The sequence below is a fragment of the Paenibacillus sp. V4I3 genome (assembly GCF_030817215.1).
Taxonomy (GTDB): domain Bacteria; phylum Bacillota; class Bacilli; order Paenibacillales; family NBRC-103111; genus Paenibacillus_E.
In genome coordinates this window covers 37,496-62,005 of sequence record NZ_JAUSZA010000001.1, presented here as the reverse complement: position 1 = coordinate 62,005, position 24,510 = coordinate 37,496, and the positions used below count along the sequence as shown (strand labels likewise).

The window sequence follows — 24,510 nt, the reverse complement described above, 5'->3', positions numbered from 1 at the left end:
GCGCAATGAATGAATTAATCCAATCGATGGAGCAGCGCTTGTTCGGCCAAAAGCTGAACATAAGGCTGCTCGTCACCGCCCTATTGGCTGGCGGTCATGTACTGCTGGAAGGTGTGCCGGGTCTAGGAAAGACCAAGATGGCGCGCACCCTTGCGGAATTATCAGGCGGCGATTACCGCCGTATTCAATTTACGCCAGACCTGATGCCCGGAGATATTACGGGCAGCGTCATTTATCATATGCAGGATCATTCATTTACTACGATTCAAGGTCCTATTTTCACGAATGTTCTATTGGCTGATGAAATTAACCGTTCCGGACCGAAGACACAAGCGGCTCTCCTAGAAGCAATGGAAGAGCGCCAAGTAACGATTCAGGGGAATACGTACAAGCTCCCAAATCCCTTTTTTGTCGTAGCCACCCAAAATCCCGTTGAATACGAAGGTACCTATCCGCTACCAGAAGCACAGCTCGATCGTTTCTTGTTCAAGCTGGTGCTTGATTATCCTGGTGAAGAAGCTGAAGTAGAAATTCTTCGCCGCCACGTACCGTTTGGGCAGCATCAAGAGGAGTCACTCGCGGCCATACTGACCCCAGAACGCATCACAGAGCTGCAGCGCAGGCTTTCCGATGTGGTTGTGGAGGAATCCTTATACACCTATATTGCCACAATTATTCGCAAGACCCGCGAGTCCAAACGCATACAGCTGGGAGCTAGTCCCCGGGCAGGAATTGCCGTCCTGATGGCAAGTAAAGCTTGGGCCTTACTGGATGGACGAACGTATGTGACGCCTGACGATATTAAGCTTGTAGCGCGACCTGCACTGCGGCACAGACTGCTGTTAACACCGCAAGCGGAATTGGAGGGCGGAACAAGTGACCACATCATCCAAGAGACGCTCGGCTCTATTCCGGTTCCTCGATAAATTCCTGCTTCAGGACTTTATCCTGCCAACGAACCGATTCATTGTACTCGTATTCGTAGGTGCAGTAGTCACGTTAATAGCCTCTATATTTGATGCCGCCCTACCTGTATTCTGGAGCTGGAATGCACTGCTCTGCGTGTTAAGTGGCATTGATCTTTTACTGCTTCCTAAACGCAGCAGTTGGGGAATCCGGCGCAAACTTCCGGAGCAGATGGATGTCAGAAGCAGCTTTGAGGTGGGTCTTGAGCTTGAATCCGAGGAACAGCCGTCTGTTCACGTTGAATTAATGGATCATTTGCCCCAAACATTCAGCATGGTAAGCAACCATTTGAGCGGCGCGTTCCGAGGAACTTCAGCCTCTTTCTTTTATACAACGATGGCTCTCGAAAGAGGGGAATACTTCTTCGAACATGTATACTTGCGCTACTCCGGAGGCATGGGGCTTTGGAAGAAGCAAGTGCGATTGAAACAGGTAGATAAGATTGATATCTATCCTGATTTATCTCAGGTACGAGGTGTACTAGGCGCTGTACAGGATGCATTAATATTAGAAGGCCAGCGACTATTCAAAAAGCAGCGTATCGGCTCGGAGTTTCATTATATCCGTGATTATGTGCAAGGCGACGATATGAGACATATCAATTGGAAAGCGTCTGCTCGCACGACGAAGCTGATGACGAACCTTTTCCAGCCGGAAAAAGGAAAGATTGTGACCTTAGTGTTGGACTGTGGTCGGCAAATGGCTATCGAGCTTGAGGGACAAGTGAAGCTTGACCGGACACTGGAAGCTGCATTAACACTTGCTGCCGTAGCTCTTAAACAAGGGGATCAAGTAGCGTTAATTGCTTACGCAAGCCAAGTGAAAGTGTACGTACCGGCTGGAAAAGGGCTTTCCCATCTTCAGGAGTTAACGAGGGCCGTGTATGATCTGAGGACGGATTTCGTGGAGTCTAACACACAGATCGCCTTCTCTCATGTGCTGCGCTTTCTGAAAAAACGCTCGCTTGTCGTGCTATTTTCCGATATGGAAAGTTATCTGTATGATCAAGAGATGCTGCCATATGTGCAGCGATTGCGCAGAAGTCACCATGTGCTGCTCTTGTCCTTGCAGGATCCGCTTCTTCATCAATGGGTACGTATTCGCGCTGAGGATAGCCGCCAGGCTTATCGGCAAAGTATTGCCCACCAATTTACAACAGACCGTTACGCCTATGTAACCAAAATGGCCGGCCGTGGCATCCCGGTGATGGATGTCCCTGCCGACCAACTGACACTTAGCGCTGTTAATGCTTATTTGGATTTGAAATCGCGAGATCGTTTATAGCGTTAATTGTTTTTGTTTAGATCGATGACTAATGCCATATCCGTAATAGAGTGCGAGTAACAATAAAGTCATTCCGGCTATGAGATATTTAACCTCAAGCGACATCGTGGACGGTGTAATGTAACCTTCAATAATCCCTGCAATGATGAATAAAGGAATCGTGCCGATCAAGAGCTGGGCCGATTCCTTGGCCGACTCCAGAAAGCGCAGTTTGCGCGGATATGGCCCTGGAACGAAGAATCGATACCCCATATACAAACCGGCGCCGCCAGCGATGAAAATAGCGGTAAGCTCAATAATGCCATGCGGCAATATGTAAGCCCAGAATACATAGCTTTTCCCAGATTGCATGAAAACGGCAGCTAATGCTCCTACAATAAGGCCGTTGCTTATCATTAAATAGATGGTCCCGATCCCAAGCGTTACACCGCTTATGAAAGCGAGAACGGCGACTCGAATGTTGTTCGTCATGATGGCTGTTGATACAAGTGGTGAATGCAGGTCGCCGCGTGGATCGGCGGTTTTGGAAGGGTCAATACTATCGGCCATGGCCCCTGGCATGATCATGGATAGATTTAATGGATCGTTCCATACAGACAGGAAGCCGAGCAGCCCACCAAGCAAAAATAAGAAAAGGGCAAAGCCCACAAATAGACTTCTCGCGCGTATTAGCGATGGAAAGTAGTGGAGGAAAAACTCCTTCATCTGTTTACTGCTTTTGTTATTTTCTTTATACATCGCATTATGAGCTTGGGACACGAGATGATTCAGATATAGGGTTGTTTCATCCGTAGGCATGTGAGTTTGTAAGGTAGCGAGATGAGCAGATGCGACTTTGTAAAGTTCAGTGAATCGATTCACTTGGCTGGCCTGCAAACTGCTCTTCCGCTTACTAAGCTGAATCAGCAGCTGCTCAAGCTCTGTCCATTGCGATTTATGTTCTCGAATAAAGCGCGAGATATTCATGGGGTGGACCTCCTAAGAGTTTTGCTTTGGCAAAACTTGCATCGTAAGCATAATCTAAGAGTTTTGCTTGTTCATTTTAGCATATCAATGACATTCGTTACCATAATTTTGAAATCATAAGGAGATGCTATGAACGAGTCTCTGGATAAAGAACTAACCATAGTTACACCTGAGCAGGTGCAATTGCAATTTCAAACCGCAGGCATTGGCAGCAGGGCGATAGCGCATCTACTTGATTGTTTGATTTTGCTTGTGATGAATGGCCTTTTATTCTTATTCGCTATTTTGGTGAGCAGGTTATATTCGGGTGATTGGCTGCCTGCTCTTGCTGATTATTTGATCGCGATTGCCATCATACTTTGGATTGTAGTGAACTTAGGCTATTTCGTTTGTACGGAAGCCTTCATGGGAGGGCAAACGCCAGGGAAAAGAATCCTAGGACTTCGCGTGCTCCAAAATAACGGGCAGTCTGCAACACTATTATCGATCTTGATTCGTAACTTGTTTCGTCTGCTGGATATGATGCCAACTTTTTACTTCATAGGAGCAGTCAGTATCATCTTTAGTTCAAAAGATAAGCGCATTGGTGATATGGTAGCCGGAACCATTGTTGTGATTGAGGCTCGTTTTGAGCGAATGAAGCGTCGTAAACATATCGATAAGGCAATCTCCAAAAAGAATTTCCCCATACTCACCGTGGAGATAGAGGAAGCCAAAAGACAAGAGATTACTGCGATAGACTGGCAGCTTTTACAAGCCTGGGTTGAGCGAATACCGACAATGCACAATGTAAGATTACAGGAGTTAGCCGTACCGATTGCTCAACATTTTTCTAATAAGTTAGAACATGACCTAGGGTTTACATTGGATCCTGCTGCATATTTAGCTCAACTTTATGAGAAGCTCAGAAACGATTGGGAAGTTTAATTAGGAGGGCTTATATGGGAATCACAGCCATTGTAGCAGGCGGTTCCGGATTAGTTGGCCGTGAGCTGATTAAGCTGCTTCTAGAAGATCAGGCATACACGAAAGTGATTGCACTGGTTCGTAAAAACATGCAAATTAGTCATCTCCGCGGAAATGAGAAATTGGTTCAAATCGTAACCGATTTTAGCAATCTGGATGCCCTTATTGAACCGTCTGACATGGAGCATGCTCATGTATTTTGCACGTTAGGTACGACAATTAAGAAGGCAGGATCCCAAGAGCAGTTTCGAAAAGTAGACTTGGCGTACCCTATGAAATTGGGGCAAATAGCTAGTTCGGGTAAGGCAGAGGCATTTGCCATAGTAACTGCGATGGGAGCGAGCCGCAAATCCTCGATTTTTTACAATCGGGTAAAGGGAGAGGTGGAGGAAGGCCTAAGGGAGCTTAAGCTCCATGCGCTTTACATGCTTCGTCCTTCACTTATTCTAGGTAAACGAGATGAGTTTCGACGGGGTGAGAAATTGGGAAGCATGGTGTCGCGAGCCATTTCCCCGCTTATGATCGGTGGACTCCGTACGTATCGGCCGATCCATGCGAAAACGATCGCTACGGGATTAATTAAATCCGCAAAGTCAGGTCAGTTCGGCACACATGTGCTGCTGTCAGCTCAGATTGCTGAGCTTGCTTCGAAGTAGAGGTTCCATATCGACGTGAACACGCCTACCTGATATGATTAAGGACGTTAATCTCTAAGCAGCACGGACGCGCGGGACAATCTGCAGAGAAGCTGTTTTTCGGCTTCTCAGACTCTACTGACGAGCTTCGGCTCCTTACGCTCTCGCTGAAAGCGCGTTTTCTGCGCTTAATCAAACGTTAAATATAAACACACAGGGAAAGTAGGTTTTATATCATGATCGATCATATTGTACTTGTAAAATTCGGTGAAACAACGACACAGGAGCAGCTCCAAGAAGTCGTTGATAGATTTAAAGCGTTAAAAGAGCATTTAACAGGCATTGTAGATATTCAAGCAGGCATTAACTTTTCAGAGAAGAACAAAGGCTATCAGGTTGTATTATCAGTACGTTTTGAGGATAGAGCAGCGCTTGAGGCTTACGGTCCAAATCCGGAGCACCAAGCGGTTGCTGCATATATTAGAGAAGTAGGCAGAGTCGATAGCTTGATTGTTGATATTGAAATTTAATCATACGAAAAAACTGCTGATAGGGATCCATCCTTATCAGCAGTTTTTTTATGCGGATAAATTAAATAATTGATTATTTTGTCCAATCTATAAATCTATCATCTTCATACAATATAGTATCTTACAAGAAAAGGAGATGAAAGAAGCATGGCAAATCAAATCGAAAGTTACTTTGGTCTTACGGTTACGCCCGTTACAGATGGGGTGCAAATTCCTGTCCCATTAACTCCGGCAGGAGTAGGACTTGCGGAAGTCAGAGTGGATGTTCCAGCCACATATCCTCAAGTTGTAGAATTGAAAGCAACCATTGGATTAAGAGGAGATGTAGGTACAGGAAGTGTATTATTCCGAATTTTCCGCGATGGTCAAGTCATTTACTATGCACGACTTGGTCTTGAATCTGGCTTTGAGAAATACTATCTTCCGACAATTCAAGCAATCGATGTTAACCCACCAGCAGGATCTCATGGCTATACCTTATCTATTGAGTCTTTGACTCCAGGCTTAGCAGTTGTTGTCATTGGTCCTATTAATTTGAGCGCTTTAGTTATTAACGCCCTCTAATAAAGAAGCCTCCGGCCCCAGAACACAGAGGGTTGGAGGCTTTCTTTTGACTTATCAGGTTTTCTGTTCTTTGCGATAAACCGAAGGTGCTGCTCCACTCCATTTGCGAAATTGCTTGGAGAAATAGAGGGCATCGTTAAATCCGACAGAAGACGCTACTTGGTCAATAGTCATAGATGTCTCTAACAATTGTTTGGCCCGTTCCATGCGAACTTTTAACAGATACTGCATAGGGGCTAAGCCGGTAGATTGTTTGAACATTTTACATAAATACGTACGGTGATAGCCTAGTGTGTGTGCGAGTTCCTCGATAGATACCTGCTGTGTGTATTGCAGTTCTAAGTATCGGATGGCTTGTCCGACTTGACGCTCGATATCGGTTTCGGTCGTTGGTTTAAAGGCAATCTGGTGGATGTTCATGCGCCCGAGTTCCCGGATTAAGAGGCGAAGCCAAGCAGCGGATTCCATATCCTCAAGCACAGGAGTGTCAGAATGCTGGAAACTGGAGCGAATGTGTCGGTAATAATGACGGATAGAGCGGGGGTTGCTCCCCAATATGACGGCCTGATGAGGGGAAACGCCAATTTGCGAAAGCAAGGTTCCTGCAGCACGGCCTGAAAAGGCAACCCACGTATAGTGCCAGGGATGATCGCTGTCTGCGATATAGCTGAACAACTCTCCGGGATAAATAACGAAGGTGTCTCCGGCGGAGCATCGATAAGTGCGGTTATGCATCTCGAATGTGCCTTCTCCCGCATGTACGGTATGGATGAGGTAATAATCATGCACGGCCGGTCCCATTTTATGCAGAGGAATAGGCTTGCCCTCACCGCTGAAAAGTACGGATAATTCATTGGTGCTATGGAGCGGATTGATATGGAGGGTGAAATAGGAATGATCCTGATTCATAGAAGCCTCTTTTTAGGTTTTGTTTCTAGGGTACATGAATAAACTACAAATGTCCATATAGGAGTTCATTCGATCCATGTTTTTGGGAGTTGTCCTGCGCTATAGTGAGGATAAGAAAAAAGAACTCACTATGGAGGAGATTCACACATGTCCAAGATTACTTTTTTAGGTGCTGGAAGTACGGTTTTTGCGAAAAATGTACTTGGTGATTGTTTGCTCACACCTGCGCTGCAAGGCTTTGAAATCGCTCTCTTTGATATTGATCACGAACGTCTGCAGGATTCAGCTAACATGCTGAATAACATCAAAAAGACTAGCGGAAGTACGTCTGTTATAAAAGCTTATACGGACCGTAAGGAAGCTCTGAGCGGAGCTAAATATGTGGTGAACGCTATCCAAGTAGGTGGCTATGATCCATGTACAATAACGGATTTTGAAATCCCTAAAAAGTACGGCTTGCGTCAAACGATTGCCGACACGGTCGGTATCGGCGGTATTTTCCGAAATCTGCGTACGATTCCTGTGATGCTGGATTTCGCAGCGGATATTCGCGAGGTATGTCCAGATGCCCTGTTCCTCAACTATACGAATCCGATGGCAGTATTAACCAATGTTATGAACACGTATGGCGGTGTTCGTACAGTTGGCTTATGTCACAGCGTACAAGCGTGTATTCCGGAGCTTTTCAAAAGTCTGGGCTTGGAAAAGGAAGGCGTTAAAGCCAAAATCGCCGGCATCAACCACATGGCATGGCTGTTGGAAGTAACCAAGGATGGCGTTGACCTTTATCCAGAGATTAAGAAGCGGGCCGCGGAAAAGCAAAAAGAGAAGCATTGGGACATGGTTCGTTATGAAATGATGCTGAAATTCGGTCATTATATTACCGAGTCTTCCGAGCATAATGCGGAGTACCATCCGTATTTCATCAAACGCAATTATCCAGAGCTGGTAGACCGCTTCAATATTCCACTCGACGAGTATCCACGCCGCTGCATCGAGCAAATTAGCAGATGGAAACAAATGCGCGAGGATCTGGTAAATGATGCGAATCTGACACACAATCGTTCCCATGAGTATGCTTCCTACATTTTCGAAGCGATTGAGACCGATATTCCGTTCAAAATCGGCGGTAATGTGATGAATACTGGTTTAATTACGAACTTGCCGCGCGAAGCATGCGTTGAAGTTCCTTGCTTAGTAGACCGTAATGGAGTTACGCCTACCTACGTTGGCGATCTGCCTCCGCAGCTAGCGGCGCTCAACCGTACGAATATCAATACGCAGCTGCTGACGATTGAAGCAGCAATCACACGTAAACGCGAGCATATTTATCACGCGGCTATGTTGGATCCACATACATCAGCAGAGCTGTCGATGGACGATATCGTTGCGATGTGTGATGAGTTAATTGAAGCACACGGCAAATGGCTGCCTGAATATCACTAAAATGTTCATATGAAAAAGAAGGTCATGGCGTATGTCTAACATACCCATGGCCTTCTTTGCTTTAACCACCAAATGCGTCACGAAACGCATGGTTTAATGCTTCAAGCTCCACATTCCAAAGCGGGGCAATTTCGGGCCCTACGTTTTCGTCAAACCAATCGGAAAGCGCTTTGCGGTTGCTGCCGTTCTCCATGATGAATGGAAGGTTCAGCATCACCTTTTTCACATAGAGCTCCTCAGCAGCCCTAATCTGCTCGGGGGAAATCCATACTTTCAAGCGCTTAACAGTTCGATATAATTCCTTGCTGCAAGCTCTCCGAATTCCGCGAGCACTGGGGAACTGCTGCTTATGTTTTTCACTCGGCTTGTTATTGATCATGACTGTATCCACACTCCCTCTATGCTATTTGTATGCATGGAGAGGGCGCAGAGCCACTGGGGACAGGAACCTAAGCCGCCCATTTGGGTAGAGGATTATCGATTTAACAGCCTTATTATGTTGGAACTTGATGACTGGTTCCGGTTAAGTCATCAGAGCTGGAAACAGCATGTCGCGAACGAGGAAGCGGCTAATCCACCACGATATAGCCAATCATTGGACCGCTATGGGCAATATCCGTGTGCGTCAAGCAAATGATGCGGTAAGTCCCTTCCTGATTGGCCGTAAAATGTACAACGGTTTCTTTCCCTTTTTTGACTTCACCGCTAATATTTAGCCCTTCGATGAGAAAAGGGTGGCTCTGACCGTTCACACCATAGATGCTTAGCTTGATTTTCTCGCCCTTTTGGACAACGACGGTGCCCGGATCCCATCGATAGGCTTCAATTGTTTTACCGTCTGCGGTGGTTGATTTGAACTCTCCGGTTACCATGTGAATCGTCCTTTCCGCAGTCGGCTCGGCTGCCGTTGAGACGATGCTCCCACGGTTCATATACAGCAAGCCGGAGAGGAGCAGCAGCAGAGCAGCGGCTGCCAGAAAGAGATGCTTACGTTTAATAATCCATACTCGGGACATCGTTGGTCCGCCTCCTGTACAAGGTTCTTGTACATCTTATGCGGAGGCTTGTCAGCGCATGATTATGATCTGATGAACAGTTCAAGCCGATGTTCAAGTGAGGGTTCTAATTACCACCATGCTGTGGGGTAATGGGTTCGGGTTGCCCGGTGATAAACGAGGGCAACCAGCACGAGCAGCGCGGCGCCGAGAAGCACCGGCGTGAGCAAGAAGCCCCAGCCCGCGCCCGTGAGCATCACGAGCAGCGGGTCGGCGCCGGCCGGCGGATGCAGCGTGCGCGTCAGCTGCATGAGCGTGATGGCGGCGCCAACGGCGAGGGCGAGGCTCCACGCGTGGACGCCGAAGGCGGAGAGCGCGCAGAGCCCGACGAGCGTGCTCAGCAGGTGGCCGCCGACAAGGCTGCGGGGCTGCGCGAGCGGGCTCTGCGGGAGCGCGAAGGCGATGACGCATGAGGCGCCGAAGGGCGCCATAAGCAGCGAGACTCGGGTGAAATCGCCGAGTAAGCTGCAAACCAGAATGGCGAGAAACCCGCCGATTCCGGGGATGAGCAGAGCGAATGCTTTTGGGAATGATGCAGGGCTATTCATTGCTTGTGTACACCTCTTTTCCTTTATTAATTCTCATGGTATCATGAGTTAAATCATTTGAATAACGAATGATTATGATAATAGATATTCGATAATTCGATAGGTAGGGGTGGCGTACAATGCTTGAACATATGGATGGGCGCAGCATGAAAACCTTCATCACGGTGATGGAGGAGAAAAGCTTCAGCAAGGCAGCCCTCAAGCTCGGATACGTGCAATCAACGGTTACGATGCATATTCATCAACTTGAGCAAACATTGGGTCAAGCTCTGTTTAGGCGTTTGCCCCGAGGTGTAGAATTAACTGCTGCGGGCAGAGAAGTTGCCCCCTATGCGTATCGATACCTACAGCTTGGCGAATCCCTTCAAGATAAATTAACCGGTCTGCATGAACCCAAAGGCGTGGTGCGGCTCCGAGCGCTTGAATCCTTCTGCGTGCCGCATCTTCCACAGCTGCTGCCTACTATATTTGAACAATATCCTCAGATACAATTGCAACTGGAAACCGGTTATCAACGTGATATTATCCAAGAAGTGTCTGCGTACCGCGTTGACCTTGGTATTGTTCCTCGCGACCCGAAGGCTAACAATCTTACTTTTATACCTCTGATCCAAGATGAATTGGTATGGGTAGGGGCTCCTGCATTGGTAAGTCGTGTGGAGAACGATGGTTGGGAAGCAATAGCGGATACCAAAGTAATTGGCTTTGGAAGCCGCTGCATTTACCAAACGATGGCCTCTCAGGTCTTAGCAGACAAAGGGTTAGCCACCTTTACAGCGATGGAGTTCGACAGCACGGAAATGATTAAACAGACCATGATGTTTGGAATGGGTCTTTCCTTAATGCCGTTAACATCCGTTCAGGAAGAGCTTCAATCGGGCAAATTGTTGAGACTGCAGCAGGAGAAAACAATTTTGCTAGAGCATGGGCTCATTCATCGCTCAGGCAAAGATTTAAGTGCACCCGTACATGCCTGCAAGGAGCATATTATATCCTACTTTTTAGCGCAAAAAGAGCGTGGAACTGGTTGATAGGAGCCCGTCTGTGATAGAATGTTTTATAGACTAGAAACGGATATTCTAAGTGGAGAGAGGTTTCATGGATGAGTGAGTTGATTCACAATGTACTGCTTTATTTGGAAGGACTTGGGTATTGGGGGATTTTCCTCGGATTAATGTTGGAAGTTATCCCTAACGAACTGCTTTTAGCATACGCAGGCTATCTGGTGTCTAAAGGTGAGATTAATTTTGTTGGCGCTATAGTTTGTGCTGTAATCGGCGGTACCTTAGCGCAAGTGGTGCTCTATTGGATCGGTCGCTACGGAGGTAGACCCTTCCTTGAGAAGTACGGTAAATATTTGCTTATCAGCAAACATCATATTGATGTAGCTGAGTCTTGGTTTAACCGCTATGGGACAGGCATGATCTTCACAGCTAGATTCATTCCCATTGTCCGTCATGCGATATCCCTTCCCGGGGGTATGGCCAAAATGCCACTAGGTAAGTTTACACTCTACACAGGTCTAGCTTTAATTCCATATTCCATTCTCTATGTCTACTTGGGCATGAAGCTCAAAGATAACTGGGAAACGATTGACGAAATCGCAGGACCATACATTAAGCCATTAATTATCGCAGCGATTGTCTTAACGATCTTGTATGTGGGTTATCAATTATATTTGAAAAGAAAAGCGAAGATATAAGCCACAAAGATTTGGAGCTTTCGCGTGCATTTGCTACAATAAAAGAAACGAATGACGATATGAGAGGATGATCAGCGATGAGTACGAATCTTGCAAGCAAACTACGCACTGGCTTAAAGCCACAGCAGTTCATTGACAGCATGGAGAAAAATCAAGAGCAATTTTTAGCTTATTACAATGGATTTGAATGGGATAATGAAGAGGACAAGGAGTATTTCGATTCTCTAAACAACCGGGATGATCTGCGCTGTCTAATCGTTGCTGCGGATTGGTGCGGCGACGTTGTTCGTAACGTACCTGTCGTATTCAAAGCGCTGGAGAACAGCGGTATTCCTACGGAAGTACTTATTATTGAACAAAATTACGACGTTATTGACCAGTTCCTGACGGGTGGCGGTCGTGCGATTCCAATTGTTATATTTACAGATACAGGCGGTTTTGTTTTGGGACAATGGGGTCCGCGTCCGAAACACGTGCAAGCTGTCATGAATCAATTCAAAAAAGAAAATCCAGATCGTGAAGCGGCAGATTATAACGAAAAAATTCAAGTAGCCAGAGCCGAAATGGGCCGTCAATATGGTGAAGGTAACGGATATCATGCTGTTATTGTGAAGGAACTTCGTGAATTAATCGAGTCGTTCTAAGGTGAATACATATGATTAAAATAGAATCATTTGTGCTAGGCCCGGTAAGTACGAACGCGTATTTGTTATCTGATCCCGAAACGAAAAAAGGCATTATCATAGATCCAGGCATGAATCCTAAATCACTTATCAAAAAGATTGCCGATTTGGATATTGTAGCGATTCTCCTCACGCATGCTCATTTTGACCATATCGGTGGGGTCGATGAGATCCGTAAGCTCAAACGCTGCCCCGTGTATATTCACGATCTGGAAGCCGACTGGCTGACGAATCCAAAGAAAAACGGCTCAGCTCGCTGGCCTGATCTAGGAGCTCCGATTGAAACGGACCCGGCTGAATATGCGCTAGACGAAGGGCAAACGCTCGAGTTTCTTGGCATTAAGCTTAAGGTATTCCATACCCCCGGTCATTCACCGGGAAGTGTGAGCTTCTTATACGAGAAGCACCTGTTCAGTGGAGATGTTCTGTTCAAACTGTCGGTAGGTCGAACGGACCTTCTCGGTGGGGATAACAACGTGCTGCTGGATTCCATTCAAGATAAGCTGTTTTTACTCGATGATGACGTCATTGTGTATCCAGGACATGGCGCCAAAACAACGATTGGTTTCGAACGAGAAAACAATCCATATGTGTAAATATGAGAGGGCTGCTCCCGTTGTGGGGCAGTCCTTTTTAGTTGGAAATGAGCTAAGAGGAACTACGATAACGAATCGAGTTCCCTTTCGCGTGGTTTTGGATCGTTTTTGCCCATGCATGCATGCTCGTTCGCCCATGACATCAGACCATTTTATTTGGATCTGGGTGTTTACCGTGTTCAAGGTAGGTGCTCCCCCATAGACTGATGTTGTAAGCTATTCACCCAAACCTAAACGAAAACAAAGTTGTTTAAGACCATTTAATTTGATGATGAAAGTTTTCCTTAAGGAAAACTTTGAGGAGGTGCTCTTTCATGGAATATGCAAAAGCTCCAACGTACCCAATAGCCCCGATGCCGATGCCAGCTCCGATGCCAATGCCGATGCCGATGTCGATGCCAACCCAAATGCCGCTATCGGTACAGCCGCAAGCTCCTATGATGCAAAGCCCGGTCCACAATGATATCCATTTGCACGCATCCTACCAACAAACATCCTATGTTTTCCCAAAACCGGTTGCTGTACACCACCCTGTAGCAAAAGTTAGCTCTTATAACTCAGTCGGAAGTATTCTCGTTCTGTTCATTTTGCTTGTGATTATTACGCGTGGGATTTGTAAATATTAATTTCATTGATCGTCAATAAAAAAGTAATCCACTTCTGGGGATTTTCGACCGGATTGGATTACTTTTTTGTTTCATAAGTATGGAGCCACTGGGAGCATTCCTGTCTCGTATCGTTTCACTTTTTACTATGTATAGAAATGCCAAGAAGGTGGCATCATGGACGTTATATGATGTATTGAACGGTGGGTGTTAATGGGCATGGGAATAGGAATAGTAAATACGGCAATATGCTCTTACTGCGATCAACCAGCGACATTTCGAATTGGAAATGTTGACTATGAACTACATGCTTGTGACAAACATGAGGATGCCGCGTATATCAAGTTTGATAGAGTGACTGGGGAAGATTCGTGGAGGATGATTTCTATGGCCTCACATGGCTTTACTGAACCTTGAAATAATTCATTGTATGTTCAGGTAAATGTTGGTACATAATATCAATATTATTCTTCGAAGGAGGCATAAAAATGGATATAGAAACGTTTGAAGGAAATTTAGAAACAATTGTTGAGGCATCAGATATTCTCTCCGTTCCAGAAGGAGCGAAAAAATTTGTCGATATCATTGGCGATGAAAAGCTTGATGGTTACGGTGACCCAGCATCAAATTTTGACACACAACAAACAACATAAATCGAACTCCCCCGTGAAATGGGGAGTTTTTTATTTATATCATAGTAGTAGCAGCAGTAGTCTAACGACATGAAAGTACCTATAACGAAACCTTGTTAAATCAAGGTTTTTTGTGTTTGTAGGGATTTTGTTGTCGTTTTTTTTGCGACATGAATATCCCTACAAAACATGCGGACGACAAGAAAATCCCTCATATATGTGCAATAGTGGTGAATTATTGTGAAAAATAAATGAAAGTGAATTTTGAAGCTTACTTACCTTAGATCTCAACCTGCAGGTGCCCATCTTTCGCGGAATTGAGCCCCGTCCTCTTCATCAACAATCCTCATTTACCCCAAAACACCTGGAAAAATACCCACAAACGATACCCTTAATTCGTGAAATTAGACCATCCTCCTGTTAGGCTCTCCAGGTGAAATACAGTGAATAATTCTAATTTTCATGTTCATGTTTATGGATTTTCTTTTTACGATAAAAGGAAGGATTAACCCCATCTATTTTTTTAAAGGCTTTACTAAAGGAATGAATATCCGGAAAGCCGATACTTCCGGCAATGAGCATTAACGGGTCATTAGTGAACTGAATCATTTCCTTCGCCTTTTCTATTCTTTGTAAAAGATGATATTGGATTGGGCTCATCCCGAATGATTGTTTGAATAATGAAATCATATAGTATTTGCTAATTCCCGAAATTTTGGAAAGTTCATCTAAGGTTACCTTTCGGTCGATATTGTGTTTCAAGTAGATCCGCAGCTGCTCCATTTCTCCCATATTGGTTACTAGATGTGGATTACAGTTCCAGTAGTTTTCACGTAAAAGTACATTCAATAATTGCAAAAACAGTCCTTTTATATTCATTTCATAAAAGGGTAACGTCATTTGAAATTCTTTTATGATTTCAAAGATCATTCTTTCGATAACCAAGGTATTCCTTAACCGAATGTGACTGGAAATCTGAGGGATAATTTGGCCAAGATCGTCGTTTCGAAACCATTTCATTTCATCCGCAGTCATATCTTCAAGTTTTTTAAAGGAAACCTTCACATCCGGACTATCCTCCTTATAGAACAAATCAAAATGCAAATGAGGTTGTCGTACTAATTCTGTTCCTAACTTTCTAATAGAGTGTCGTTGCTTTGGACGAAAAAGAAAGAGGTCCCCCGGTTCTCCAATAAAAACATCATTCTCGATGGTTACTTGTATTCTGCCTTCCTTAACGTAAAGTAACTCATAGTCAAATAAAACTCTCTCCTCTAAATACCAAGGGAATGGGATATAACTATCCATTGCTATCCGGACGTACGGCGATAATTGTTGAATGTTCATGTCAGGTCTTTCCCTTCTGAATATTTTTCAAAGCAATATATGACAAATAATCAATAATCCTTCCTAAATACAAATCCATAAATGTATTATAACATGTATATGTGATGAGTGAAGCGCTTCCACTGATCCGAAATTATTGATAAGAAAAGCAATGCCGTCATGAAATTACAGCAGGAACAGGACATGAACGTTTGGCAACAAAACAGCCATTAGGCGGATTACCATTTATCAAAGATGCTCGCAGACTACGTGAATCAAGCTGGGATCGCACGGGGGGAAACCGGGACTTTAAAGTGGTTGAACCGGGGGAAACATGTATTATAGCCGATATCAAGGGTGCAGGACGTATTAAACATATTTGGTTGACTACACGCTGCTACGCCCCGCAATATTTGCGCAAGCTGATCATTGAGATGTATTGGGACGGGGAAGATAATCCTAGTGGGAGGGTGCCTCTCGGTGATTTCTTCGGAATCGGGCATGCTACATGTAAACAATACGTTTCATTGCCATTAAGCATGGTCATGGGTGAAAAAAGGGGTCCAAAGGGGCCGTTTGCAGCCGCGATGAACAGCTATTTTCCGATGCCCTTCGGTAACGGTGCCGTTCTTAGCCGGAAAGCTAGAGTCTTCAACGGGATGTTAATTCCGAATGACTTATATTTTATTGAGGGGGTATCACTTCATGAAAGTGCAAGGGAAATTATGGTCTGGTATACTTGCTGGTTGTATGGTTTTGTCGACGGTTTTGGCCGGTTGTTCAAGTAATGCCGATAAATCGGAAACGTCTAAACCGGCAGAAAGTGCAAAGAGCGACACCGCCAAATCCTCTGGCAAGTCCTTGACAGTATTGGTTGAGGGTGGAAGTCCGGCGAACACGGTCGCTACCCAAACGGCGGAAGAATTTAAGCAAAAGACTGGCTATGAAGTGAAGATTGAAACGGTTCCCTACATCGGTGTCTATGACAAATTGAATGTAGAAATGAAAGCTAACTCTGGAGCATACGATGTTGCCACGATCGATATCTTGTGGTTTCCTGCTTTGGCAAAAAACTTGGTAGCTATGGATGACTTAATGACGGATGAGGTCAAAAATGATTTTGTACCTAATGTAGTCGATGGCGGTAAAGTGAACGGTAAAATTCTGGGCATGCCGGTTTGGACGAACTCAAAAATTTTATTGTATCGAACCGATTTGTTTAATGATCCGAAGGAACAAGATGCATTTAAGGCTAAATATGGATATGATTTGAAGCCGCCTACGAATTGGCAGCAATATAGGGATGTCGCCAAGTTCTTTACTCGTGATACGAATAATGATGGGGCAACTGATCTATATGGTACAGGCGTATTAGGAATGAATAACGGGGATTCAGTTGCCAGTTGGTTGGATCATGCCGCGCAAGCAGGAGCCAAACCGTTGGTTGTGGGCAAAGATAATAAAGCCTTAGTCAACTCGGCACCATATGTAAAAGCTCTGGAATTTGAAACAAAGATTTTACGTGAAGATAAGTCTGCGCCAGAAGGTGCACTAAACATGGCGTCTTCTGAAATTTCTGAAATGTTTTGGAATGGAAAAATGGCTATGATGCTTGAGTGGGCTCATTTCTTTGTCCCTTCTAACGATCCAGCCAAATCGAAAGTAGCGGGGAAAGTGGGGGCGGCGCCAATGATTGCCGGAGAATCCGGGGTAGGGGTTGTACCAGGACCTTGGTATCAAGTGATCCCGAGCACTTCCAAAAAACAAGATATCGCAAAACAATACGTGAAATTTATTTATGAAAAAAATGAATTGTTTATGAAAGCATTAGGAGTGGCTGCACGAAAATCGGTCTTTGACAAATACGGCCAAAAACCTGAATATGCACACCTGAAAGCGCTTGAAACTACACTGGCTGCCAGCCAAACACAAAATCGTCCAATATTGCCACATTGGAACGAAATCGAAAATGAAGCATTAGTCTCTGCAATTCAAGTAGCTCTCTCCGGAAAGGAAACACCGCAAGAAGCATTAAACAGAGCCGCAGCAAAAATTAACGAGATACAAGGAAAATAAATGGAAAAAGGGGCTCAGGTTCGAGCCCCTTTTTAACCGAATTCCAATTCTCACAGAAGGATGATGGATATGTCCCTAAGAGATCAGAAGCTTTCTTTCTTATTTTTTCTACCGGCTTTCGTCTTCATGATCTTGTTTTTTGTTTACCCAATGATGTTACTTTTTAAAGATAGTTTTTTTGATGATGAAGATCCTTCAAAATTTATTGGTCTACGGCATTATTCTCACGCTTTAACTTCGGACACATTCTATCAATCCTTACACAATACAATTGTGTATGTGATAGGTGCAGTTGCAATTGAGTTAATATTGGGCATGTTTCTTGCTCTTCTGCTAAGTACAGGGTTTAAAGGCGCCAACATCATTCGTACTTTGCTGTTGAGTCCGTTAATGATTTCTCCTTTGGTTTGTGGTTTAATATGGAAATTTATGCTAAACGACCAATTTGGTATCTTAAATGTAATTATATACAAATTGGGCTTGATTAAGAATCCTCAAAGTATCTTGTGGTTATCTGACAGCAAGTTGGCTTTAATTTCCTGCATGATTGCCGATGTATGGCTTACCACGCCATTTATGATGTTGATATTATTAGCGGGCATACAAGGTATACCTGAAAGTTTATACGAAGCTGCCCGCATGGACGGAGCAAATAAGTTTCAAAACTTTTTGCATATCACACTACCAAGTTTAAAACCGGTCATTTTAGTTGCAGTTGTCATACGTATGATTGATGCAGCTAAATCCTTTGATATTATTTGGGTGATGACACAAGGCGGTCCGAATGGTTCCTCTTCCTTAGTAAGCACTTTAATTTATAAATCGGTAGCCAGATACAATCAAGAGGGCTTTGCAAGCGCAATGGCGGTAATCTTTATGATTATATTGCTGGCGATATGCTCATTCTTTTTCAAACAATTCTGGAATCCTCATAAGAAAGCGGTTCGATAGGAAGGAGATCAGCAAGATGATTGTAACCTTGAGTAAACAAAAATCCAGAGTTACCGAGATACTTGTCTTCGTCATATCAAGTTTCTTTTTGTTAGTTACTTTATTCCCATATGCGTATCTTGTATTGTCTTCATTGAAACCGCCAAATGAAGTGATCTCCACAAACCCATCGTTATTGCCTTCTGTTTTTACTTTAGCCAATTATAATGCCTTGTTTCATCAACTGGCAATCGGCAAATATTTTGTTAACAGTCTTATAACTGCAATGTCAGGTACACTATTGAGTGTTTTTCTGGGTTCATTAGCTGCTTATGGCTTAACCAGATTTGCATCAAAGTTAGGGAATTTATTTCTACTTTTTACTTTGGGTGTTCGTATGACGCCTCTGATTAGTGTTGCAATACCGATGTATCGTATTATTGGGCAATTAGGTTTAATGGATACAAAATTAGCATTAGTTTTAGTCTATACCAGCATAAACATTCCGTTTGTTATCTGGATGATGATTGGTTTTTTTGACAATTTGCCAAAAGAGCTTGATGAATCTGCGCGTGTCGACGGATGCGGGATGTTTGGAACTTTTATGCGTATTATCTTACCGATCTCGCTGCCTGGAATCGCAACTACCTCAATTTTTAGCTTTATGCTTTCCTGGAATGATTTCTTGTTCGCATTACTTTTAACAAGCACTTCGGCCAAAACGGTGCCAGTAGGAATTTCAGAGTTTTTAACAGCTTACGGTTTGGATCTTGGCCCCATGACGGCTGCGGCAACCATATTTAGCGTGCCTGTCATGCTGTTTTCGTTTGTAATGCAAAAATACATTGTTCGCGGAATGACAATGGGTGCTGTTAAAGAATAGAGAATTTGAATGATCAATTAAAGAGTGGAGGAAATATTGATGCAATATGATCACCATACGTTCCATAACCTAATGTTAGGTAAAGCAGAACAATCGGTTGCAACTATAAAGGATCATGTGGGTAAAGACCCTATGCGCTTAAAGTTTCATTTTATGCCTCCCGCCTATTGGATGAACGATCCTAACGGGCTTATATACTATCAAGGAGAATATCATATGTTTTACCAGTTTCACCCCTATTCAGCCGAGTGGGGTCCGATGCATTGGGGCCATGCAAAAAGTAAAGATTTGGTTCACTGGGAACACCTTCCTATTGCACTTGCGCCAAGTGAAGTCTATGATCGTGACCAAAAAGGCGGATGTTTTTCCGGAAGCGCCGTCGATGACAACGGGATATTGACTTTGATCTACACCGGCACGATTATGAAGGAAGGGCGTGTCATTCAAACCCAATGTTTAGCTTCCAGTACCGATAGCGTGACATTTCAAAAATATGTAGGAAATCCGGTTATCTCTGTTCCTCCAGAAGGGAGTTCCTCTGATTTCAGGGATCCGAAAGTATGGAAACACGAAGATAAATGGTACATGGTCGTAGGTTCAAGTAAAGATGGAAAAGGAAGAGCTTTGCTTTATCGCTCGAATAACCTGTATGTATGGGAGTATGTAAGTGTATTGGCTGAGAGTGACGGTACGATGGGTACGATGTGGGAATGTCCGGATATTTTTCAGCTTGGCGATCGTTATGTACTAATGTTCTCCCCAATGGGAATGGGTGAAAAAAAAGCGAGTTATTTAACTGGTTCATTAGATTATAGTAGTGGGAAATTTACTTGGGATTATTGTGGAGAAGTGGATTGCGGGTTCGAGTACTATGCTCCTCAATCCTTCCTTGATGATAATGGAAGACGAATTATTATAGGTTGGTTGAACGCTTGGGATTGGATGCCGTGGTTTCAAAATTTCGGTCCCACTTTTAAAAACAATTGGTGCGGCGCGATGTCCATTCCAAGAACTGTAGAAATGGACGATGACGGACATTTGAGATTTCTTCCAGTTGAAGAATTAAAGGCGTTACGGGGGGGACATTTCCATCTTGACCGTACGGCGATTGAAGGGGAAATACAAGCGCTTCCCCAATCGATAAAAGGGGATAGTTTAGAGATTGTGGCGGAATTCAATCTGAAAAATTGCCACGCGGAGGAATTCGGCTTCAAAATGCGGGTGTCGGATGACGGCAACGAGGAGACGGTACTCTCTTATTCGCCTAAGACCGGAGAGCTTCAATTTGATAGAAACAGATCGGACGGATGGAGTCAGGGGATTCGAAAATGTAAACTGGAATCTGCCGATAAGGATACATTAAGGCTGCATATCTACGTAGATAATTGCGTTGTTGAAGTATTTGCGGATGAAGGGCGCACGACAATGACCAATAACATATATCCCAATCCGTACAGTATAAACTTGAAACTTTTTAGCCTCGGAGATAAGGTGGAACTCATTTCTCTTGATATATGGCAACTTCACTCTGTATGGTGAAGGAAGGGATAGGAACAGTTAGGGGCCGACGATTGAAAAAAGATGCAACATGAAGGGAAGCGAAATCCCTGCAGATCATCCGGCATGGGCTGTACAGGCCTTCTATATCGGTCAGGCGGTTACAACGGCAATCCTGATGCTTTCGCCAAAAAAGGTCACTTTGGGCGGAGGCGTTATGCAACAGAAGCAACTGCTTCCGATGATACGAACCGAGGTGCAGAGAAATTTAAACGGATACGTTAGTGCGGAAGCCATTCTTACGAATATCGCTCCGGGATTAGGGGATAATGCCGGACTGTGCGGGGCGTTGGCGCTTGGTTTGAAGGCGTTGAAAACATCTAACGAATAAACCGAAGGGTCTATTGTTTCTGTGAAAGTAAGAAAATCGCCTCATCCTGCCTTCTTGGCAAGGAATATTGGCGATCTTTTTGACCATATAAGAATTTATAACTTTCCGAGTCTACGGAATCGACCAATAAACCGAAGCGTTCTTAAAGGATAGTTCATTCATTCGTGGATCTTGAAGCTGCCGTAAGTAAGCGTCGGCTAGGCCCTGCAAGCGCAGTTTGCGTAGGCAGGAAAAGCACGAATTCGTAAGGCTTTACTTCCAGCTATATCAAGGAAAAAGTAGTTTATGAACAAACATACTTAATTGATAGGAGAATTTATTTATGGCTAGTAAAAATTATTACGACGTAACAGAGTGGCCTGTCGGTAATCCGTATGAGGATATTGGTGAGGTAATCAATAGCATTATAGCAGATATTAAAAGTAGGCAAACGGACACTGATGTGAATAAAGGCGGAAAGCCGGGTGCGGTTATCTATATTCCACCGGGAGATTATCATCTTGGCAGTCAAGTAGTTATAGACATCAGTTATCTTAAAATTATGGGTTCTGGACACGGGTTTACATCTTCGAGTATTCGTTTTAATACTTCTGAGAATGAATGGGCGGATTTGCATGAATTGTGGCCGGGAGGAAGTCGCATACTCGTAGATATTCCCCTAGAAGTAAATGACGAGGAATATAAAGGAGCTGCATTTTATGTTGAACGAAGTGGAAATCCCCGAATAAGTTCGGTAGAGTTTTCTGACTTTTGTATTGATGGTTTGCATTTTATTGAAGATGGTTCAGGAGAAACAAATCCGGAAAACACATACACTAACGGGAAAACGGGTATTTATGTTGCAAGTGCTTGTGACTCATTTCGGATTACAGGCATGGGGTTTGTGTATTTAGAGCATGGAATTACTATTTATCATGCAGATGCACTGACTATACATGATAATTTCATAGCTGAATGTGGTAACTGTATAGAACTACGAGGTTGGGGACAGGCTTCAAAAATAACCGATAACTTGATAGGAGCCGGTTTTAAAGGATATTCAATTTACGCTCAAAATTTTGGTGGACTTTTGATTACAGCGAATAATGTTTTTCCACGAGGTGCGAGCAGTATCCATTTTGATGGTGTGACACGTTCCAGTATCACAAATAATAGACTTCATTCATTTTATCCAGGAATGGTGGTATTCAGGGAAAATTGTTCGGAAAACTTGGTTTCTTCAAATCACTTTTTACGTGACCATGAACCTTGGACTCCTTTTCTGGGAATAGACAATGGTTTAGATGATTTGTATGGTCTCCTCTATATCAGTGGCAATAATAATTCTGTAATTGCTAATCACTTTTCTGAAGGAATTAATACTCAGAACATTAAGCCGGTAGGTGCAACACCTGTAATCATACGTATTGTTTCGGGTAATGGAAATTATATTTCTAATAATCATGTTGTTGCCACGGAGGTTCATGCCAAGATAAGTGATTCTTGTTTCTCTGCGCAAGTAGACGCTTTGTTGACTACCGAAGCATCAGAGCCGCTTACCGTAACAACAGTATTGGTAGAAAAAGAATCGCTTCAAAATACGATTCTTGATTCGGGAAGTGATGCACAGGTTGTTATGGACAAGACTGTAAATGCATTCAGAGCCACTCCAACGCCAGGAGCATAAATAATATATTCAACTATGTTTTTGTGGTAGTTTTGTTCCAAAGTTTCAATTGCAAGTCGGACACTTGAATTATTTCGTTTGTCATTTAATTTTTTTGGGTGCTTCCTAGCGATGGAAGTGCCTCTTTTTATAGTGGTTCCCATATTTGGATAAATGCCAATAAAGTAGACAGAAAAAAGGAATGTTTCTTTAGGAAGACTGCCAGAAAATGTCTTCTTTTAAGTTTGGAGAAAGCATGACAATGGCAGAATGAGGTCTTCTAGGATTATAAAACTACGATGGTTAAATGGTCTTGTAATTGACGGAGTTCAGAAGAAAGGTACTGTGAGCCTCTATCTGTCTTTTCCATAAAAAAATCCTTGGACACAGGAGGTACAGTAGTTAAAAAGACGTATTGACAGCTTTTAAGCTCCAATCTATAATTTAAACAAACGTTTAATTTAAACGGTCGTTTAACAAAGAGGAGTGGTAAATATGAAACACGCATTAGGTGCATTTCTAAAACAAGCAACGACGAAGGTCGGGATTATCACAGCCATTACGTTTCAGTTGTTGTTTAGTTTGATTTGGATGACGGGTTATAAGGGAGTAACCGATAATACGAGCCAATTAAAGATCGCGATCGTCAATGAAGATCAAGGTTTGGGGAGCAAAATTGTTCAGAACCTGCAAGGCAATCTTCCGTTTCAAACGGAGTTAGTGACTACTAATGAACAAGCACAAAATCTGTTAAATGATCGTCAAGTTCAGATGGTTATGCATATCTCGGCTGATTTCTCTAAACAGCTTCAAACACCAGGACAGACGGTACCTATTACTTATACAATTAATGAGTCTAATCCTTCTATGACGAAGTCCGTGATGCAAGCGGTAGCCGGGAATGTCACGGCGTCTGTGAACAAAGAGGCAGTAGCAGCTGGGGCATCTGCAGTTCTAACACAGATGAATCCGAAATTACCAGCTGAGCAAGCAGGGCAAATAGCTCAAGGACTCGCAACTAAGGTGACCTCGGACATTCAAAGCACCAATAAAGTAAAGGATATGCCAAATCAGATGCTTCCTATGATGCTAGTGCTTGCTTCTATTGTGGGTACGATGATCATGGGAATGAACTTTAATGTATCTACGAATATACTGGGTGCATCTGTTAATAAGATGGGCAAAATGACCGCGCGTATCGTTGTGACTATTATTGCCGTTGTTGTTGTGGGACTGATCAGTGCAACGATGGTCATTGCCTTGGGCGGGCATGTGGAGAAAGGCTTTTTATCCCTTTGGGCTTTCGAAACCTTATTCTTACTCACCTTTGCGCTCGTCGCTCAAATGTTTTTGACATTGTTTGGGAACGCAGGTATGCTATTTAACATCGCGATGTTGTCCTTGCAATTGGTGTCCTCGGGTGCCATTGTTCCAAGGGAGCTTTTGTCGCATTTTTATCATACAATCAGTAATGCTTTCCCAGCTACCTATGCAGTGAATGGGTTAATGAATATCTTGTTTGGTGGGCCAGGTGTTACAAAGGAAGCCGGTTTCTTGTTTCTTATTGCCGCAGTTGCACTAGTAATCGATATCTTGGTTGTATCTGCGAAAAAGGCAAAGGCAGTGCCTGCCATGGAACAACGTCCACAAACCGCTTAGCTCAAGTACGAGGAGG

General features: G+C 43.8%; 27 protein-coding genes. 21 read left to right on the top strand and 6 right to left on the bottom strand.

Annotation, left to right across the window (positions count from 1 at the left end; translation table 11 throughout):
- Window positions 1-5 precede the first annotated feature (5 nt).
- Window positions 6-926 (top strand): AAA family ATPase, encoded by a 921-nt coding sequence (locus tag QFZ77_RS00330; protein WP_307434478.1) that lies wholly within the window; start codon window positions 6-8, stop codon window positions 924-926.
- A complete protein-coding gene (locus QFZ77_RS00325) occupies window positions 877-2,250 on the top strand; it encodes a DUF58 domain-containing protein (RefSeq protein ID WP_307434475.1) in 1,374 nt (457 codons plus the stop codon). Before QFZ77_RS00330 ends, QFZ77_RS00325 begins: the two co-directional genes overlap by 50 nt.
- Here QFZ77_RS00325 and QFZ77_RS00320 read toward each other — a convergent pair.
- Window positions 2,245-3,216: a stage II sporulation protein M gene (locus QFZ77_RS00320; protein WP_307434471.1), complete on the bottom strand. Its 972-nt coding sequence runs from the start codon at window positions 3,214-3,216 to the stop codon at window positions 2,245-2,247. The two genes, QFZ77_RS00325 and QFZ77_RS00320, sit on opposite strands and share 6 nt — an antisense overlap.
- Window positions 3,217-3,345: 129 nt before the next feature.
- Here QFZ77_RS00320 and QFZ77_RS00315 point away from each other — a divergent pair, with 129 nt between their 5' ends.
- From QFZ77_RS00315 to QFZ77_RS00300, 4 genes are all read left to right on the top strand, one after another.
- On the top strand, window positions 3,346-4,143 hold the full coding sequence (locus tag QFZ77_RS00315) for an RDD family protein (RefSeq protein ID WP_307434468.1): 798 nt from the start codon (window positions 3,346-3,348) through the stop codon (window positions 4,141-4,143).
- Window positions 4,144-4,157: 14 nt separating this feature from the next.
- Window positions 4,158-4,838 carry an NAD(P)H-binding protein gene (locus QFZ77_RS00310; protein WP_307434465.1) on the top strand — a complete coding sequence of 227 codons (681 nt, stop codon included), beginning with the start codon at window positions 4,158-4,160 and terminating at the stop codon, window positions 4,836-4,838.
- 215 nt (window positions 4,839-5,053) lie between these two features.
- Window positions 5,054-5,347, top strand: a complete 294-nt coding sequence (locus QFZ77_RS00305; protein WP_307434463.1) for a Dabb family protein — start codon at window positions 5,054-5,056, stop codon at window positions 5,345-5,347.
- Window positions 5,348-5,494: 147 nt separating this feature from the next.
- Window positions 5,495-5,911 (top strand): exosporium protein C, encoded by a 417-nt coding sequence (locus QFZ77_RS00300; RefSeq protein WP_307434461.1) that lies wholly within the window; start codon window positions 5,495-5,497, stop codon window positions 5,909-5,911.
- A gap of 54 nt (window positions 5,912-5,965) precedes the next feature.
- On the opposite strand, the gene QFZ77_RS00295 is transcribed toward QFZ77_RS00300, so the two are convergent.
- A complete protein-coding gene (locus QFZ77_RS00295) occupies window positions 5,966-6,820 on the bottom strand; it encodes an AraC family transcriptional regulator (protein ID WP_307434459.1) in 855 nt (284 codons plus the stop codon).
- 147 nt (window positions 6,821-6,967) lie between these two features.
- Here QFZ77_RS00295 and melA point away from each other — a divergent pair, with 147 nt between their 5' ends.
- The gene (gene melA, locus QFZ77_RS00290; protein WP_307434456.1) at window positions 6,968-8,266 is read left to right on the top strand and encodes an alpha-glucosidase/alpha-galactosidase; all 1,299 of its coding nucleotides are present in this window, start codon (window positions 6,968-6,970) and stop codon (window positions 8,264-8,266) included.
- A 61-nt stretch (window positions 8,267-8,327) separates the two neighbouring features.
- Here the strand turns inward: melA and QFZ77_RS00285 are convergent, their stop codons facing one another.
- The 3 genes from QFZ77_RS00285 to QFZ77_RS00275 all read right to left on the bottom strand — a co-directional run bounded on the left by QFZ77_RS00285 (window position 8,328) and on the right by QFZ77_RS00275 (window position 9,869).
- Window positions 8,328-8,645 carry a hypothetical protein gene (locus tag QFZ77_RS00285; protein WP_060649298.1) on the bottom strand — a complete coding sequence of 106 codons (318 nt, stop codon included), beginning with the start codon at window positions 8,643-8,645 and terminating at the stop codon, window positions 8,328-8,330.
- Between the two features lie 190 nt (window positions 8,646-8,835).
- A complete protein-coding gene (locus QFZ77_RS00280) occupies window positions 8,836-9,282 on the bottom strand; it encodes a cupredoxin domain-containing protein (RefSeq protein WP_307434452.1) in 447 nt (148 codons plus the stop codon).
- Window positions 9,283-9,392: 110 nt separating this feature from the next.
- Entirely contained in the window at window positions 9,393-9,869 is a 477-nt protein-coding gene (locus tag QFZ77_RS00275; RefSeq protein ID WP_307434449.1) for an HPP family protein, read from the bottom strand.
- A 119-nt stretch (window positions 9,870-9,988) separates the two neighbouring features.
- Here QFZ77_RS00275 and QFZ77_RS00270 point away from each other — a divergent pair, with 119 nt between their 5' ends.
- From QFZ77_RS00270 to QFZ77_RS00245, 6 genes are all read left to right on the top strand, one after another.
- On the top strand, window positions 9,989-10,900 hold the full coding sequence (locus QFZ77_RS00270) for a LysR family transcriptional regulator (protein WP_307434446.1): 912 nt from the start codon (window positions 9,989-9,991) through the stop codon (window positions 10,898-10,900).
- Window positions 10,901-10,971: 71 nt separating this feature from the next.
- Entirely contained in the window at window positions 10,972-11,571 is a 600-nt protein-coding gene (gene uptA, locus QFZ77_RS00265) for an undecaprenyl phosphate transporter UptA (RefSeq protein ID WP_307434443.1), read from the top strand.
- 77 nt (window positions 11,572-11,648) lie between these two features.
- Window positions 11,649-12,215 carry a thioredoxin family protein gene (locus QFZ77_RS00260; protein WP_307434440.1) on the top strand — a complete coding sequence of 189 codons (567 nt, stop codon included), beginning with the start codon at window positions 11,649-11,651 and terminating at the stop codon, window positions 12,213-12,215.
- A gap of 11 nt (window positions 12,216-12,226) precedes the next feature.
- Entirely contained in the window at window positions 12,227-12,850 is a 624-nt protein-coding gene (locus QFZ77_RS00255) for an MBL fold metallo-hydrolase (RefSeq protein WP_307434437.1), read from the top strand.
- 314 nt (window positions 12,851-13,164) lie between these two features.
- Window positions 13,165-13,476 carry a hypothetical protein gene (locus tag QFZ77_RS00250; protein WP_307434434.1) on the top strand — a complete coding sequence of 104 codons (312 nt, stop codon included), beginning with the start codon at window positions 13,165-13,167 and terminating at the stop codon, window positions 13,474-13,476.
- A 467-nt stretch (window positions 13,477-13,943) separates the two neighbouring features.
- Window positions 13,944-14,108: a hypothetical protein gene (locus tag QFZ77_RS00245; RefSeq protein ID WP_307434431.1), complete on the top strand. Its 165-nt coding sequence runs from the start codon at window positions 13,944-13,946 to the stop codon at window positions 14,106-14,108.
- A gap of 432 nt (window positions 14,109-14,540) precedes the next feature.
- Here QFZ77_RS00245 and QFZ77_RS00240 read toward each other — a convergent pair whose 3' ends face one another.
- Window positions 14,541-15,434 (bottom strand): helix-turn-helix domain-containing protein, encoded by an 894-nt coding sequence (locus QFZ77_RS00240; protein WP_307434428.1) that lies wholly within the window; start codon window positions 15,432-15,434, stop codon window positions 14,541-14,543.
- A gap of 191 nt (window positions 15,435-15,625) precedes the next feature.
- Between QFZ77_RS00240 and QFZ77_RS00235 the strand changes: the two genes are divergently transcribed.
- The 8 genes from QFZ77_RS00235 to QFZ77_RS00200 all read left to right on the top strand — a co-directional run bounded on the left by QFZ77_RS00235 (window position 15,626) and on the right by QFZ77_RS00200 (window position 24,494).
- Window positions 15,626-16,201, top strand: a complete 576-nt coding sequence (locus QFZ77_RS00235) for a DUF2961 domain-containing protein (protein ID WP_307434425.1) — start codon at window positions 15,626-15,628, stop codon at window positions 16,199-16,201.
- Window positions 16,119-17,489 carry an ABC transporter substrate-binding protein gene (locus QFZ77_RS00230; protein ID WP_307434421.1) on the top strand — a complete coding sequence of 457 codons (1,371 nt, stop codon included), beginning with the start codon at window positions 16,119-16,121 and terminating at the stop codon, window positions 17,487-17,489. Before QFZ77_RS00235 ends, QFZ77_RS00230 begins: the two co-directional genes overlap by 83 nt.
- Window positions 17,490-17,558: 69 nt before the next feature.
- Window positions 17,559-18,440: a carbohydrate ABC transporter permease gene (locus tag QFZ77_RS00225; RefSeq protein WP_307434418.1), complete on the top strand. Its 882-nt coding sequence runs from the start codon at window positions 17,559-17,561 to the stop codon at window positions 18,438-18,440.
- Window positions 18,441-18,456: 16 nt separating this feature from the next.
- Complete coding sequence (locus QFZ77_RS00220) at window positions 18,457-19,302, top strand: carbohydrate ABC transporter permease (protein ID WP_307434415.1); 846 nt, start codon at window positions 18,457-18,459, stop codon at window positions 19,300-19,302.
- A gap of 39 nt (window positions 19,303-19,341) precedes the next feature.
- Window positions 19,342-20,841: a glycoside hydrolase family 32 protein gene (locus tag QFZ77_RS00215; RefSeq protein ID WP_307434412.1), complete on the top strand. Its 1,500-nt coding sequence runs from the start codon at window positions 19,342-19,344 to the stop codon at window positions 20,839-20,841.
- Between the two features lie 49 nt (window positions 20,842-20,890).
- Window positions 20,891-21,190 carry an ROK family protein gene (locus QFZ77_RS00210; RefSeq protein WP_307434409.1) on the top strand — a complete coding sequence of 100 codons (300 nt, stop codon included), beginning with the start codon at window positions 20,891-20,893 and terminating at the stop codon, window positions 21,188-21,190.
- Between the two features lie 322 nt (window positions 21,191-21,512).
- Window positions 21,513-22,856, top strand: a complete 1,344-nt coding sequence (locus tag QFZ77_RS00205; RefSeq protein ID WP_307434406.1) for a NosD domain-containing protein — start codon at window positions 21,513-21,515, stop codon at window positions 22,854-22,856.
- A 474-nt stretch (window positions 22,857-23,330) separates the two neighbouring features.
- On the top strand, window positions 23,331-24,494 hold the full coding sequence (locus QFZ77_RS00200; protein ID WP_307434403.1) for a YhgE/Pip domain-containing protein: 1,164 nt from the start codon (window positions 23,331-23,333) through the stop codon (window positions 24,492-24,494).
- The last annotated feature ends 16 nt before the right edge of the window (window positions 24,495-24,510 follow it).

Bases quoted from the DNA above. Each gene is read 5' to 3' on its own strand.
- QFZ77_RS00285 (WP_060649298.1), bottom strand. From the start codon at position 8,645: ATGATCAATAACAAGCCGAGTGAAAAACATAAGCAGCAGTTCCCCAGT.
- QFZ77_RS00260 (WP_307434440.1), top strand. From the start codon at position 11,649: ATGAGTACGAATCTTGCAAGCAAACTACGCACTGGCTTAAAGCCACAG.
- melA (WP_307434456.1), top strand. From the start codon at position 6,968: ATGTCCAAGATTACTTTTTTAGGTGCTGGAAGTACGGTTTTTGCGAAA.
- QFZ77_RS00220 (WP_307434415.1), top strand. From the start codon at position 18,457: ATGATTGTAACCTTGAGTAAACAAAAATCCAGAGTTACCGAGATACTT.
- QFZ77_RS00210 (WP_307434409.1), top strand. From the start codon at position 20,891: ATGAAGGGAAGCGAAATCCCTGCAGATCATCCGGCATGGGCTGTACAG.
- QFZ77_RS00270 (WP_307434446.1), top strand. From the start codon at position 9,989: ATGCTTGAACATATGGATGGGCGCAGCATGAAAACCTTCATCACGGTG.
- QFZ77_RS00245 (WP_307434431.1), top strand. From the start codon at position 13,944: ATGGATATAGAAACGTTTGAAGGAAATTTAGAAACAATTGTTGAGGCA.
- QFZ77_RS00255 (WP_307434437.1), top strand. From the start codon at position 12,227: ATGATTAAAATAGAATCATTTGTGCTAGGCCCGGTAAGTACGAACGCG.
- QFZ77_RS00240 (WP_307434428.1), bottom strand. From the start codon at position 15,434: ATGAACATTCAACAATTATCGCCGTACGTCCGGATAGCAATGGATAGT.
- QFZ77_RS00225 (WP_307434418.1), top strand. From the start codon at position 17,559: ATGTCCCTAAGAGATCAGAAGCTTTCTTTCTTATTTTTTCTACCGGCT.
- QFZ77_RS00305 (WP_307434463.1), top strand. From the start codon at position 5,054: ATGATCGATCATATTGTACTTGTAAAATTCGGTGAAACAACGACACAG.
- QFZ77_RS00310 (WP_307434465.1), top strand. From the start codon at position 4,158: ATGGGAATCACAGCCATTGTAGCAGGCGGTTCCGGATTAGTTGGCCGT.
- QFZ77_RS00250 (WP_307434434.1), top strand. From the start codon at position 13,165: ATGGAATATGCAAAAGCTCCAACGTACCCAATAGCCCCGATGCCGATG.
- QFZ77_RS00280 (WP_307434452.1), bottom strand. From the start codon at position 9,282: ATGTCCCGAGTATGGATTATTAAACGTAAGCATCTCTTTCTGGCAGCC.
- uptA (WP_307434443.1), top strand. From the start codon at position 10,972: ATGAGTGAGTTGATTCACAATGTACTGCTTTATTTGGAAGGACTTGGG.
- QFZ77_RS00330 (WP_307434478.1), top strand. From the start codon at position 6: ATGAATGAATTAATCCAATCGATGGAGCAGCGCTTGTTCGGCCAAAAG.
- QFZ77_RS00200 (WP_307434403.1), top strand. From the start codon at position 23,331: ATGAAACACGCATTAGGTGCATTTCTAAAACAAGCAACGACGAAGGTC.
- QFZ77_RS00300 (WP_307434461.1), top strand. From the start codon at position 5,495: ATGGCAAATCAAATCGAAAGTTACTTTGGTCTTACGGTTACGCCCGTT.
- QFZ77_RS00275 (WP_307434449.1), bottom strand. From the start codon at position 9,869: ATGAATAGCCCTGCATCATTCCCAAAAGCATTCGCTCTGCTCATCCCC.
- QFZ77_RS00320 (WP_307434471.1), bottom strand. From the start codon at position 3,216: ATGAATATCTCGCGCTTTATTCGAGAACATAAATCGCAATGGACAGAG.
- QFZ77_RS00230 (WP_307434421.1), top strand. From the start codon at position 16,119: ATGAAAGTGCAAGGGAAATTATGGTCTGGTATACTTGCTGGTTGTATG.
- QFZ77_RS00205 (WP_307434406.1), top strand. From the start codon at position 21,513: ATGGCTAGTAAAAATTATTACGACGTAACAGAGTGGCCTGTCGGTAAT.
- QFZ77_RS00315 (WP_307434468.1), top strand. From the start codon at position 3,346: ATGAACGAGTCTCTGGATAAAGAACTAACCATAGTTACACCTGAGCAG.
- QFZ77_RS00215 (WP_307434412.1), top strand. From the start codon at position 19,342: ATGCAATATGATCACCATACGTTCCATAACCTAATGTTAGGTAAAGCA.
- QFZ77_RS00295 (WP_307434459.1), bottom strand. From the start codon at position 6,820: ATGAATCAGGATCATTCCTATTTCACCCTCCATATCAATCCGCTCCAT.